Annotated in this window: 10 protein-coding genes and 1 pseudogene; 2 read left to right on the top strand and 9 right to left on the bottom strand. The window is 64.2% G+C overall.

From position 1 onward, the window contains the following. The 3 genes from JI752_RS16685 to JI752_RS16675 are packed head-to-tail and all read right to left on the bottom strand — an operon-like array spanning window position 1 to window position 3734. On the bottom strand, window positions 1-807 hold the full coding sequence (locus tag JI752_RS16685; protein WP_254201070.1) for a transporter: 807 nt from the start codon (window positions 805-807) through the stop codon (window positions 1-3). A gap of 24 nt (window positions 808-831) precedes the next feature. After that, complete coding sequence (locus tag JI752_RS16680) at window positions 832-2115, bottom strand: carbohydrate porin (protein WP_216966231.1); 1284 nt, start codon at window positions 2113-2115, stop codon at window positions 832-834. A gap of 14 nt (window positions 2116-2129) precedes the next feature. After that, window positions 2130-3734, bottom strand: coding sequence for a CoA transferase (locus JI752_RS16675; RefSeq protein WP_216966229.1), 1605 nt, complete (start codon window positions 3732-3734; stop codon window positions 2130-2132). Window positions 3735-4540: 806 nt separating this feature from the next. Between JI752_RS16675 and JI752_RS16670 the strand changes: the two are divergent. Next, window positions 4541-5529: pseudogene (locus tag JI752_RS16670) on the top strand (IS110 family transposase); the annotation flags it as partial. A gap of 72 nt (window positions 5530-5601) precedes the next feature. On the opposite strand, the gene JI752_RS16665 reads toward JI752_RS16670, so the two are convergent. Further along, window positions 5602-7107: an arylsulfatase gene (locus JI752_RS16665; RefSeq protein WP_216966227.1), complete on the bottom strand. Its 1506-nt coding sequence runs from the start codon at window positions 7105-7107 to the stop codon at window positions 5602-5604. A gap of 641 nt (window positions 7108-7748) precedes the next feature. Between JI752_RS16665 and JI752_RS16660 the strand changes: the two genes are divergently transcribed. Continuing rightward, entirely contained in the window at window positions 7749-9236 is a 1488-nt protein-coding gene (locus JI752_RS16660) for a DUF1254 domain-containing protein (protein WP_216966226.1), read from the top strand. A 777-nt stretch (window positions 9237-10013) separates the two neighbouring features. Here JI752_RS16660 and JI752_RS16655 read toward each other — a convergent pair. From JI752_RS16655 to JI752_RS16635, 5 genes are all read right to left on the bottom strand, one after another. Next, the gene (locus tag JI752_RS16655; protein WP_216966223.1) at window positions 10014-10277 is read right to left on the bottom strand and encodes a hypothetical protein; all 264 of its coding nucleotides are present in this window, start codon (window positions 10275-10277) and stop codon (window positions 10014-10016) included. Window positions 10278-10755: 478 nt separating this feature from the next. Continuing rightward, window positions 10756-11073, bottom strand: a complete 318-nt coding sequence (locus JI752_RS16650; protein ID WP_216966222.1) for a hypothetical protein — start codon at window positions 11071-11073, stop codon at window positions 10756-10758. Between the two features lie 18 nt (window positions 11074-11091). Beyond that, window positions 11092-11565 carry an Hsp20/alpha crystallin family protein gene (locus JI752_RS16645; protein WP_216966220.1) on the bottom strand — a complete coding sequence of 158 codons (474 nt, stop codon included), beginning with the start codon at window positions 11563-11565 and terminating at the stop codon, window positions 11092-11094. Between the two features lie 402 nt (window positions 11566-11967). Further along, a complete protein-coding gene (locus JI752_RS16640) occupies window positions 11968-12819 on the bottom strand; it encodes a hypothetical protein (protein WP_216966218.1) in 852 nt (283 codons plus the stop codon). Then, the gene (locus JI752_RS16635) at window positions 12803-13399 is read right to left on the bottom strand and encodes a hypothetical protein (RefSeq protein ID WP_216966216.1); all 597 of its coding nucleotides are present in this window, start codon (window positions 13397-13399) and stop codon (window positions 12803-12805) included. The genes JI752_RS16640 and JI752_RS16635 overlap by 17 nt, the downstream gene beginning before the upstream one ends. Window positions 13400-13498: the final 99 nt, after the last annotated feature.

Genomic DNA, 13498 nt, shown 5'->3' with positions numbered 1-13498 from the left:
TCAGCGACGCGGATAGAGGAACGTGAGCGTGAACCGCACGCCCCATTCGGGACCGCCGGCCGGCGAGTCGACGAACAGGTTGATGCCGCCCTGGTAGCTCACCATCTGCGAGCCAATCCGGCTCACCTTCGAGTAGAAGAAGTTCACAGGAATCGTCCACTGCCGAGCCTTCCAATCAAACGTGGACTCCAGGCTAGCCGACACGGTGCGTCCCTGGCCCACTCCGCGCGCGACGAAGGGCTGCAGGAAGGTGGAGCTGACGTCGGCACGATCGTCATCGCCGGCAAACGACCAGATGTGATTGACCAGCGCGCCGTACGTCCAGCCTTGCGGGGTCTGCTTGAGCACGACGGCTGTGGGCCCGCCACCCCACTTCTCGCCTCCCAGCAGATCGTCACTGGCGGTAGGCAGCAGGAGCACGGGGCCGATGCCCCACGTCCAGCCTGATGCGGTCAACGCCTTGGGCGAAAAGAACAGGCTCTGCAGCACATCCCCCGTGCCGAATTGGCTTCCTGCCCCCGGAAACACGCCCTCCTGATAGATGATTGGCACGATGGTGCGCGATATCAGATTCCAGTTCTCGCCGATCGACACGGGGACGACGGGCTGCACGTTGAGGAACGTGCGCGATGCTTCATCGTTCACGCCTAGCCCGTCGATGTAGTTGAACTGCAGCGGCACGCTGGTCAGGCTGGAGATCGGGTTGGCCAACTGCTGGGCCAGCCGGTCGGCTTCCGCCGCCTGGGCCAGACCCGATAGCGGCGCCGCCAGCATTGCCAGGCCCACACAAGGCACTGCTAGGTGCATGACAGGCTCCCCGATGGATGCGTTCTAGAAGGTCACGCGCGCACGCAGGCTGGCCACCCAGAGCACGCTGGTGTTGGGATTGGTGGAAGGATCGATGATGGCCTGCAGGTCGGGCGTAATCGCGAAGTTGCGCGTCAGGTGGAACCGGTAGAACGCTTCGATCGTGTACTGCGAGCGCAGCACCTCCGCTGCCGGCTCGGTCCAACCGACGCCGATGCCGACGAGGTTGGCCGGCGAGCCACCGGGTCGCCAGCCGACACCGGCCGAGAGGCTGCGCTCGGCAGCCCAGTCTTCGGACCAGCCGCCACGGAAGAACACCAGCGCCTGCTCGGCGACCATCCAGTTGGCGTTGAACGCGATGCCGTAGGAACGCGGCGTGCCATCGGTCTGCGCGTCGCGGTACCAGCTGGTGATGTGGAAATTGTCGCTGTCGGTCGGACCGCGCGCCTCGATGGGCAGGCCCGCCCGCGGCCGTCCGGTGAAGCCGATGTCGAAGTGATAGAAGCGCTCGGAGGTGTTGAAGAAATCGTCGATGGTGCTGCCGGTGTCGTCGCTGCGCGCGGTGTACACGCCTGCCTGCAGGTACAGGCCGGTGGCGGTGGGGTAGTAAGCGGCCACCATGCCGAACCCGCGCAGTGGCGTTTGTATGGTGGGGCTGGTCGAGAACTGCTGGCTCAGGAACTGGCGGTTGTCGTCGAAGAACGGATAGGCGTTGACGAAGTTCGGCGCGAACACCTTGCCGATGGTGTACTGGAACTTGTTCCCGAACAGGTTCTGGCGGATGTAGGCCTGCGTGACCCCCAGGTCGAACTCGCCCCACGTCGCCGCGGTGGGCACTGCCGAGCCGGCTGCGAACCCGGCGAACAGCGGTGGCAGGTCGCTGCCGAACACGGGGCGGCGGTCCTCGATCGCCATGGCGAATGTCAGCGCTTCCGGTGTGCCTCGCCGGAACAGGTCGTACGCCAGGTTGAACGTGAACTTGGACCCGGTGGAATGGTGTTCGTCGATGCGGCTGCTGCTGTAGTTCTGGTAGAGCAGGCCCCACGATCCGCCGATGGTGAGCCCATATCGCTCCTGCAGTCCCTGCTTGTAGGCGAACCACGGCTCCAGCGGCGAATTGAGCGGGAACGGGCTGCGCGTGACCTCCGCATCGGCCTGCTCTTGATCCCCTTCGGCCGACAGCGTGCCCTGTTGGAGTGGCGGATACAGCAGTTCTTGGGTGTCATCGGCCGCGGGCTCCATGGTCTGCGCCACGACCGCGAAGGGGCACGCGAGCAGCGAGGCGAACAACCAGATGATCCGGCTCATGGCTTCGGTCTCACTCAGGCGCGCCACCGGGGGCGATCGCTTCCGCGCACCGCGACCAGCGGATCGCGCCATTGGCCCGGCGTCTTCGACAGTTCCACCTGAGGGGCGAGGCGCACCACTTCGCCGTAGGGAGTCTGTCGCGTGATCGTGCGAGGCGCGCCGATGCGGTGCTCGGGGCGCGTCGCGTCGAACGCCGTGGTGGCGAATTGGCCGAGCGACTTGTACCACATGGCCGCACGGGTCAAGGACACGCGCACGTGGTAGCTGCCGCCTTCCGTGGCGCGTCGCCGCAACGCGGCGAGGACGCCGCATGCACCCAGATAGCCGGCGATGTAATCGTTCATCACCAACGTTGGCGGAAACCGCGGCGTGCCATCGCCCTCGGCCAGCGTGAATCCGGATACGGTGAGCCCTTCCATGTCGAAGCCCGCGCGGTCGCGCCAAGGGCCGTCGTGGCTGTAACAGCGCACCGACAGGTACACGACGCCGGGCCGCCGACGTGCGACTTCCGCGGGGCCGAAGCCGAGCCGTTCGATCGCACCGCCACGAAACGACTCGGCGAACACGTCGGTTTGGGGCACCAGTTCGGCCAGCCGCGCGTTCTGCTTCTGATCGCGTAGGTCCACGAACGTCGAGCGCATGCCCACATTGACGTCCATCACGAGCGCTTCGTGTTCGAAACCCTGGTCGCGCGCGACGTGCAGCACGTTGGCGCCGTATTCGGCCAGGGTGCGCGACGCGGTGGTGCCGGCGATCACGTGCGTGAGCGACAACACGTTGATGCCCGATAGCGGGCGCGTCGGATTTTCGGTGAAGGGCACCGGCGCCGAATCGCCGAGCTTGACGATCTCGATCAGCGGCTTGCCCGCCAGGTGGATACCCTCGGGATGACGCGCCCATTCCTCCGCGGTGCGGTGCATGGCGCCTGCTGCGCGCGCTTCGGCCAGGGCCTCCTCCAGTTCGAGCGCGTTCCATTCCCGCGACGCGGCCTGGATCGCGGCAAGATTGGGCGGGCACTTGAGCGTGTTGAGCACGCGGTCGCCGAGGTGCGGATAGGCGCCGGTGAAATTCATGAAGCGTCCGTCCTTCGTGGCGAATGGACGAAACGACATCGGATGGCCCAATCCGAGCGGTGCCTGCACCATCAAGCCGTTGACGGTCGGCATCCACGTCAGATTGCCGGGAATCGGATCGTTGGCCGGAATCTGGCCGGCCTTCTGCAGTTGCTGCGCGACCAGTCCGACCATCGGGTTGACGTTCCATACCGAGTCGCGCAGGTCGACCCTGAGGTCCTGCCCCTCTCCGGTGCGAGCCTTCCAGATGGCCGCGGCGCCAACCGCCGCGCCCATCGCCGGAATGGCCATGCTGGCGCCGATGCGGAAATGGCTGCGCAGGATGGGATCGGCGCCGGTGAACGTCACGCTGCCGCCTCCGTCCTGCGCGGTCCCACCGAGATCGCGCATGAACGTCGCAAACGCGGCATCGATGTCGAACGACGACGGTGAGGATGTCGCAGCGCCGGACGCTTGCGCGTAAAGGTTCTTGGAAAGCGCGACGCCGAGCGCCGCCAGGCCGCTCGTCTTCAGGAAGTCGCGACGGTTCGCACGATAGGACGTCATGGGGCCACCTGCGCATGTGGGGCAGATGACAAGACGCGGCGAGCGTCTACTCACCAGCCAGGAAACGAAGTGAAGCCAATGCGATATGTCGGCGGGTCGCCACCCTCCGTGGCGGCATTGTCCAAAGGATTAACAGCTCACGCGCGTAGTGCTGCCATCCGATGCCAGGCGCACGCGAGCATCGACCCGTTGGGTGAGCCCGGTTGGAACACTGCGAAGGTTCGGTCGGATTCGAGCGTCGGTCGAAGTGGACCGTCTCCCGCCGCCGATTTTGCTGCCTGCGACGTCATCCAGCGCGGCAACGCTACTGTTCGCCACTCCACGCGAATCGTTCTGAATGTTGCCCGCGCGCAGCTGCGAACCTCGCCCCACTCAACGCTTTGTGCGCGATTCGCCTCTGCAAGCGAACGTACTGGAGGAAGGGGCGCTGTGAAGCTAGCGCCCGTCTGATCATCACGAGAGCTAACGCAATACATGACGACTCCTCCGCGTTGTGATCTGCCTGAACGATTCGTCAGAGCTTCGATTGACTAACAGGGCGGTTGCGAGTGTTGCGCATGTCAATGGGTGGAAGTAGTACCTCCAAGCACAGCAAGGGTCCACCGTAATCATGCTGCTCGTCTCCGCGTAGAAATACTTAGTGTGCGGGCCGACGCGCCCAGGTGTCATACCCGGTTGTAGGCGTGGGAAAAATGGAGCTGCACTACCTGGGCGCCGGGGAGCAATGAGATGGACTCCTCTCCGTCTACGGCATCGAGTGCCAGACTGGAAGCGAAAGAACCAGTCGCGACGAGGAGGAGTCCACCATGAAGCAGCTTACGCGCATTGGAGTCGACGTGGCCAAGCAGGTATTCCAGGTCCACAGGGTCGATCGGCATGAGCAACCGGCGTGGCGTCGCCGCTTGTCGCGAGATCGGTGGATCAAGGCCGTCACGGAGGCGGCGCCGCCGGGGTGTGAAATCGGCATGGAAGCGTGTGGCGGGGCGCATCATTGGGCGCGACAACTGCAGGCTTTGGGTTATCGCGTGAAGCTGATCGCGCCGCAGTTCGTGAAGCCATACTTGAAGAGCAACAAGAACGACGCCAACCATGCAGAGGCGATCTGCGAGGCGATGAGCCGGCCGTGCATGCGCTTCGTCAGCGTGAAGAGCGTGGCCCAGCAGGATCTTCAGCGGACGCGCGCGAGCTCGTGGGGCAGGGGACGGCGAAAGGCAATCAGATCCGTGGCCTGGTCGCCGAGTGTGGCTTGGTCGCTCCGAAGGAGTTGTCATCGCTGCGCCGCGCGATTCCGTGCTGGCTGGAAGCGGTCGACAACGGATTGAGCGAGCACTTTCGACACCGGCTCGACGGACTGTGGCGCGACTTGCGTGTGCTGGATGAGCGTGTAGCCGAATTGGACCGCCAGATCAGCGACGCGGCCAAGGCCGCCCCGGATGCGCGCCGGCTGCAGCAACTTCGCGGCGTCGGCCCGCTGGTTGCGACCGCGCTGTTGGCCTGCGTGGGCGATGCCCGCCAGTTCGCCAATGGCCGGCAGATGGCGGCATCCCTGGGACTGACGCCGCGCCGGCACAGTTCCGGCGGCAAGGAGCGCTTGCTGGGCATCAGCAAGCGTGGCGACGCCTACGTGCGTTTGCTGCTGGTGCACGGCGCCCGGGCGATGCTGCGAACGGCGCCGCGCCACGACGATCCATTGAGTCGCTGGGTCACCCGCCTGTCGGCCGGATCGCACCCGGACGTGGCCTGTGTGGCGATGGCCAACAAGGCGGCACGCATGGCCTGGGCCATGCTGCGCCGCGGATCGAAGGAGAGGAGTCCATATACGGACATTGGACCGGAGCGCGCCGATAGTGCGCGCTCCGTATCCTTCTCAGTTCTGGCTTGGGCTCGCCGTGCTGATCTTTTCCATCGCGTCGCCGACGGTGAAGCTCGCGGCCTTCGCGCGCGGCGGGAACTCCTTGAAGCTCTCAAGCATCTTGCCGACGATCGCCTGCGCCGGGACGAGCAGGAAGACGCGATGCGCCTGCCAGTCGCCGTAGTAGATGCCGTCGGTTCCGCCTTCGAAGGGGTCGGAGCGCAGGTTGTAGATGTTCGGCGCACGCAGCACGGTGAACTGCCCCTGCCATACGCCAAGGGGCGTCTTGGGCGTGATTTCGGCGTGCTGCTCCATGAAGGTGATCTTCCATTGCCTCACGCGGATCGCCAGAAGATCCCCGTCGTCGCTCCAGTACGGGAAGAACTCACGCGGCGATTTGTCGGCCTCGCCCTTGAACAGCGGGATCAGGTTGTTGCCGTCCAGGTGCACCTTGAAGATCTTGTCGCCGATCTTTCCACCCTTGCGGATGCGCTCGACGACGTCGCCGTCGCCCGCCGCCGCGCCCAGCGTCGCGAGGAAATCTTCGTGCGAGCAGATCTCGTTGATCACTCGACCGGGTTCGATGACGCCGGGCCAGCGGATGGCGCAAGGCACGCGGAAGCCGCCTTCCCAGTTCGTCGCCTTCTCGCCCCGGAAAGGCGTGGTACCGCCGTCAGGCCAGGTGAAGCACTCGGCGCCGTTGTCGGTGGTGTAAACAACGATGGTGTTGTCTGTCGCGCCCAGTTCATCCAGGAGCGCAAGCAGTTCGCCGACGTGTCCGTCGTGTTCGACCATGCCGTCGGGATAAATGCCGAGCCCCGTCTTTCCCTGCGACTCCTTCTTAAGGTGCGTGAAAATGTGCATGCGCGTGGAGTTGAAGTAGCAGAACCACGGAGACTTGCCGTTGTTGCGCCTGATGAAATCCTTGGCGTCGGAGAGGAATTCCTCGTCGATCGTCTCCATACGCTTCTTGTTCAACGCGCCGGTGTTCTCGATGGTCTGTCCGCCCTTGCCGTCGGACTTGCAGCGCAACACGCCGCGCGGACCAAATTTCTCCTTGAAGCGCGGATCCTTGGGGTAGTCCTCGTTCTCCGGCTCCTCCTCGGCGTTGAGGTGGTAAAGGTTGCCGAAGAACTCATCGAAGCCATGCATCGTCGGGAGATGCTCGTCGCGGTCGCCGAGGTGGTTCTTGCCGAACTGCCCGGTGGCGTAGCCTCTTGCCTTCAACACCTGCGCGATGCAGGGATCGTCCGGCCCCAGGCCCAGCTCCGCGCCAGGCAGGCCGACCTTCGTGAGGCCGGTACGTATCGGGGACTGGCCGGTGAGGAATGCCGCTCGCCCGGCAGTGCAGCTCTGCTGCCCGTACCAATCTGTAAACAGCGCACCTTCCTTCGCGATGCGATCGATGTTGGGCGTCTTGTATCCCATAACCCCCAAGTTGTAGGCGCTGACGTTGTACCAGCCGATGTCGTCGCCCATGATAAACAGGATGTTCGGTGTTTCCGCTCCATTCGCTGCCATACCATCTCTCCTAGGCTGGAAACCAGCCAGCCGCTGGCTCATGGGGTTGAGCGGCGCTGGTATAGCGCAGGACGGTTAGAAGTTTGTGAGGGCGAATGTCCGCTTCTGGCCGATAGCGGACATGCGGCCGAGCTTGGCCGCGTCGGTGGTGCTAATGTCCGCTTCCGACCCAAAGCGGTCATTGGGGTGATTCATTCATTGCGGGGCATCGTGGAGAATAGAACTTGGCTGGTCCTGATTCCGGGAGCAATCGTGGCGACACTCGCCGTCGCCTTGATGGTGACAATGGCGGCGTCAGAGCCGGAATGGTCATGCAGTTGCGATGCGGGGGAGTGGCACTACGTCGGCCCGAATGGTGTCGATGGTGGCGGGGATCATCTTGACGCTACTGGGCATACCACTTCATGTAAGCACACGGATAGAGCCGCAAAGGTCATGGACCGGGTGTTCGACACAATTTTCCCCGGGTCGTCAGTTCCAAACGTCCGCTTCTGGCCGTTGGCGGACGTTCGGCTCGGTGGGATGGCATCGACGGCGCTAATGCCCGCTTCCGACCCATAGCGGTCATCGGTGATGTCCGTCCCTCACTGCGCCTTCACCTTTCCCCCGATGACCATTGGAGGCCATCCAGGGAGGAAGCCATGCGCTCGACCGTCACCATTCCAATCGCCATCGCGCTGTTATCGTTGGCCATCGCCGCCTGCTCGCGCGAACAGGCATCCGCCACACAAAGCGGCTCCGAACCGTCCCAGATCGCATCGACCAGCCCGGCGCCCGCACCCGCTCTCGATACGTTGACGCCCGAAAAAGCCGCCGCGCTAGTCAAAGATGTCTACACCTACGCCTACCCGCTGGTGCTGATGGACGTCACGCAGCGGCAGGCGACCAACGTGCCAAACGCGACCGCGGTGTCGATGCGAGCGCCGATCAACCAGTTCGCGCACTTCCGCAGCTACCCGAAGGCCGACGCCAAGGACGTGGTGCGGTTCAACTTCGACACGCTGTACTCGTTTGCCTGGCTCGACCTGAGCCAGGGGCCGGTCATCCTCACGGTTCCGGACACCGACGGCCGCTATTACCTGGTGCCGACGCTGGACATGTGGTCCGACGTATTCTCGTCCTTGGGCGCGCGCACGACGGGCACCAAGGCCGGCCACTTTGCGTACGTGCCTCCCGGCTGGACCGGCACGCTGCCGGAGGGTGTCGAGAGAATCCAGGCGCCGACGTCGACGATCTGGATGATGGGACGCACGCAGACGAACGGGCCTTCCGACTACGAGAACGTGCACAAGGTCCAGGACGGCCTGAAGCTGACCCCCCTGGCGAGTTGGGGCAAGGACTACGCGCCGCCGGCGACGTCGCCGGTCGACGCCAGCGTGGACGACAAGACACCGCCACTGGTAACGCTGGACAAGATGAGCGGCGTCGATTTCTTCAACCGCTTCGCGCAACTGCTGAAGAAATATCCGCCGCACGCCAACGACTACCCGATCCTCTTCCGCATGCGCGCGATGGGGCTGTCGCCCGGGCACGACTGGGACGCCGGCAAGTTCGACGATAAGACCACTGCACTCATCAACGATGGCGCGAAGGCGGCGCTGGCCGACATCACGGCCAACATCAAGCGCGGCGGCGGCGCCACCCACGTCAACGGCTGGAATCTGACGACCGAGGGCATGGGCGCCTACGGCACGTCCTACCTGCGACGCGCCACCGTGGCGCTGGCGGGCCTGGGCGCCAACCTGCCTGAGGATGCGATCTATCCGTCGGTGTTCGCAGACAGCGACGGCAAACCGCTGGATGGCGCCAACAAGTACGTCCTGCACTTTGACAAGGGCCAACTGCCGCCAGCCGACGCCTTCTGGTCGCTGACCATGTACGACGCGCAGGGTTTCCAGGTGCCGAACCCCATCGACCGCTTCGCCATCGGCGACCGCGACAAGCTCAAGTTCAACGCCGACGGTTCGCTGGACATTTATATCCAGCCTCAATCGCCGGGCGCGGACAAGGAGTCCAATTGGTTGCCGTCACCGGTATCCGGCCCGATCCAGCCGACGCTGCGCCTGTATTCGCCCCGCGCCGCTGTCATGGAGGGTGCATGGGCGCCACCGGCGCTAAAGCGCATGTAGCAAGCGCGCAGTAAAACCCGGGGAGGCCCGTTGTAGCGGGCCTTCCTGATGGCTTGCGCGAACAAGCTGGATGTCCGCTTTTGGCCGATAGCGGACGTTCGGCCGGGACGAGCTGGGCCGGGCTGCTAATGTCCGCTTCCGACCCTAAGTGGACATCGAAGAGCCGTCCGACGCGCTGTCTTACTTCGCCTTTTGCTAGCCAGCGACTCGTGAGCGGTCTATTGCCGCGATCATCACGCCTGCTCAGGCAAGTTCCGCCGAGAATTCTCGCGGGGGCGACGATGCTGATCTTGGTGTTGGAAGACGACCCGGACTGCGCCGCCTGCGTTGTCATGGCGTTGAGGAACCTAGGCCACACGGGCCGTTCATGCCAGATCGGTAAAGGAAGCGATCGAACTGATCCATCGGGAGCCATCAATTGCCGCGGCGCGGCTGGATGTTGATCTCGGAGGCGAGACGGGTGCCAACGTCGCCATCCTGCTTACTGAGCGCGGGATTCCGTATGTGGTTGCAAGTACATATGACGGCGACGAGATTCTCGCTGTGATGCGCGGTGGACCACATTTGAGGAAGCCGTACCTGTTGAACGACCTCGAGAGTGCACTACAGATCTGTCGAGCGTGCTCAGATGGACGGTGAGGATTCAATGGCCTGTTCGCAGCCGATCCATCTGGCGTTGTGAGTGTGGCAAAAGTCCGCTTCTGGCTGTTAGCGGACACCGGGGCTGCCAGGCGCCGGGACCGGTACTAATGTCCGCTTCAGACCCACAGCGCTTTCCTAGCCCGCTGGGGCTTCGTCGCTGTTCTCGCGCTGCTGGAGAATCTTGGCCACCTGCGTGTCGGCGGCAGCCCGATGCTGTAGTGACTTGCACATCTCAATCCCGGCCGAGGTCAGTGCGAGTCCTTCATCACCCTCAGTCACCAACCCGCTCTCGATCATTCGGTCTCGAACGACGGAGTCATCATCGGTCAGCGCGGCCTGCTGGGAGATTCGTGTTAACACCTCCAGCAATGCGAGGTCTTCGAGCGAGATAGGATCCATGGCCGTTCGGAGGTGTGGACACGCGACGTATTGTCGCAAGGGAAACTATACCAATTGGAGTTGGTCAAGGGCCTGAATCCGCACTCAGCCGAAGTGGGTGGGCTTCTCGCGAGTACTGCCTGGCAGTTCGGCCAAGTCTGCTGGCGAGTATCCGCTTTTTTTTGGCCAAGGCGAACCCCGTATAAGGCGTACCCGGCGGTACTAAACCCAAAGCGGACGGCAGATTAGGATCGCTAGATGGTCGCGGCGGAGAGCTGTTTCCTCGACGACGTACCCTCAAGCGCCTGCGGCGTCCGCCGCCCCGCGTCCGCCTCAAGTCGCCGCAGGCCCGCACGCGGGAGCAGGGACAGCTAGCAATAGCCCTGCCGCTCGGATGAGCGGCTGCAATGCGAGCAGAAGATCGAGAAGAGGGAACGGAGGGATTCAACTCCCTCCGCCCCTGATACGCACTTCACCCACGCAGACGGCTTCGCGCCATTCATTCCTCCGGGCGTCGCAACGAGACGATGCCACCTTTGGATACAGCAATCTTGTCGGCGTCGAGCTTGGGCAGCGTCAGCTCAACCAGCTCGGCGGTCCAGTCCTCCGCACGGACCCGGCAGAGTTCGCCCAGGTAAGTACTGTCGCGCTCGCGCACCGCGACCGGCCCGCATGTGGCATCGTCCAGACCCTGCCGCCACGCCGCGAGTAGTGCGGCTGGATCGGGATGCGTGGCAGCCAGCGCACGCAGCGCCAAGCCCTGCACGTGTACTTGCGCTTGCAGACTGCACACGGTTTCTTCAGTGCTTCTATCCATGCGTGTCCTCCCGTCGGGCTAGGAGTTGAAGACGGACCCGACCTGGATACGCCGAGGCGTGGATTCGGGTCGCTTGGGAATGCTGATCGTCAGCACGCCGTTGTGCCCGGACGCGGTGATGCCGTCCGGGTCGGCACTGTCGGGCAGCGCGAAGCGCCGGTGGAAGACGCCGTGTCGACGCTCAATGCGCGAGTACCGTTCGGTTTCGTCCACCTTCTCTTCGCGACGTTCGCCCTTGATCGTCAGCAAGCCCTTGTCCATCTGCACCTCGATCGCCTGCGGATCGACGCCAGGAATATCCGCGTACAGCAGGAAGCGATCAGCTTCTTCCTTGATGTCCACGCGCGGCACCCATTGGCTTGTGACGACCGACGACTCGTCGGTGGTGTTCTGGAACACACTCCCCTCGAACAGGCGGTCAAAGATCTGCTTGACCGGATCCTTCATCGAACCCTGCGCGGGCCACTGGGGATTACGAACCATCTCGTTCATGGCTAGGTCTCCAACTGGCAAGGGACGGTCACTCCGTCCGCCGACGAGAATGGATTCCAGCAGGCGATTTTCAAGACTCTCAGATTAGCGCCCTGAGCGCGTTTGAGTTCGATTTTGCTATGTTGAGGCCGTGTCGAGGCTCCCAATGCCCGCCATGTCCTAAGCCGACCGGACGGCAAATTCCGATACCTTTCTCCGTAGCCTCGACGTTGAGCGTCTGCAAGGACCCCGGCCTCCGCTCGTGGCCGATAGCGGACGTTGGACAGTGCGGCGCGGCGGCGTGGAGGTCCTCTCCTTAATGCTAGCCATGGCGGACGTCGAGCCGACGACGCAATGCGGCGGTGCGACTGGCTCGCAGTGATGCAGGACACGAGGTCCGCTCACGCGCAGAGATACGCGCCATCATTCGCACCGCGCAACCAAAGGCATCTTCAGCGCTGCTTCGTAGGCGCTCCTGGACGAATCAGCGCGTTGTGGGGCCCTCGGAAAATCTATGCGCACCTTCAGCGGAGTGCCGTTGGGTCCACGTATCGTCCCGATGCCCTCGAATGTACGAAGGCGTCGAGTGCTGGCGTCGTAGGTGATCTGCATGCTGGGCGCGACGAAGTCCAGCCAGCTATCGAGGCTGAGCCGGAAACGTACGAGGCCGGCCCCTGGCGCATCCACGCGCTGGACGCGTATGGGCACCTGTGAGCCGCGGCTGGGCACGACAAACTGGGCGCGCGACGGTGAGCCGTCTGCGAGTGAGTTCCATCGTTCGCGCACCCAGTCGTCGAAGCCCGCGTCGATCACCGTGTCGGAGCCGACGACCACCGTCCGCTCGCGCAGCGGCGAGAACGCCGACGCGCGCCAGTACGCCCGACGCGTACCCGATGCGCCATCCACGCCTTCGCGGTAGCCGTCGCGGGCATCGTCGAACTCGAAGACGGGCGCGCCCGGCAACGCGGTGTCGATCACCCGCTTGCGCGCGAATGCCCGTCCATCGGGACATCTGTACACGACCAGACGAGTGCGTTCGCTCCCGGTGGTGCGGATCCAATGCTGCTCCTCGTACAGCAGGCGGCCGGTACGCAGGTCCGTCGCTTTTCCCGTCGTATGTTCGATGGTGGCTCCGCCGGCCACCCCACTTGCGAACAACAACATCGCGAGCGCGCGGGCGCCACGCGCGGTCGCGGCCGACTGCGATATGCGATCCGCGGCCGGTCGCACGCGCGTGCCAGAAATCACATGTTCGTGCTTACCTGTCGGGCTCATAGAACCAGGTGTTCACGTGTGCCGTGCCAATCGGGATGCCTGCGGTGAAGGCGGACACGCCGAACACCGTATTGAGCGCGGAGGCCGCATCGGCCGTCAGCGTGACAGCGACGTCGCCAACACGGAGCTGACCGACGCGCGCGTTGCGTTTCACGGTGGGCGCGGTAGACAGCCCGAGATCGAACAACGGAAGTCGGCCGACCACGGAGTCGTTCACCTTCACCAGCCCGGTAAGGACCGGCGTGGCGCCGGTGGTGTCGATCACGAAGCTGCCCAGGTTCACCATCAAGGCGCCGGCGGCGAGATCGAGCCCGCCGGTATGCACGATCTCGCCCTTGATCGTGCCCAGGTCGACTTCACCGGCCGGGATCGGGAAGGATGCGGTCCCGCCGCGCAGGCGCGCAGGATGGCTCGCCGTGGCGCGGACGCCCAGGCTGCCCAGTGCGCCGGTGAACGTCGGGCTGAGTTCGACGCGCGTGTCGCCGCCGATTGTCGAAACAGTGGGCGCGGCATGCGCCGGAGTAGCGAGAGCGAGCGACGAGACCAGCAGGACGCCGCCGATGAGAGCTGGAGTGCGCATGGAATCTTCCTCATCCGTAGGGGAACCGCGCAAGGCACGCGCGGTGATCCCAGCTTCTCCCCGCATTCGCTGGGCCTCCAGCGGACAAGCACGCAATCG

Origin of the sequence: Lysobacter sp. MMG2, from assembly GCF_016735495.2 — a bacterium.
In the GTDB taxonomy this organism is placed as follows: Bacteria; Pseudomonadota; Gammaproteobacteria; order Xanthomonadales; family Xanthomonadaceae; genus Lysobacter_J.
This window is presented reverse-complemented; position numbering and strand designations above follow the sequence as displayed.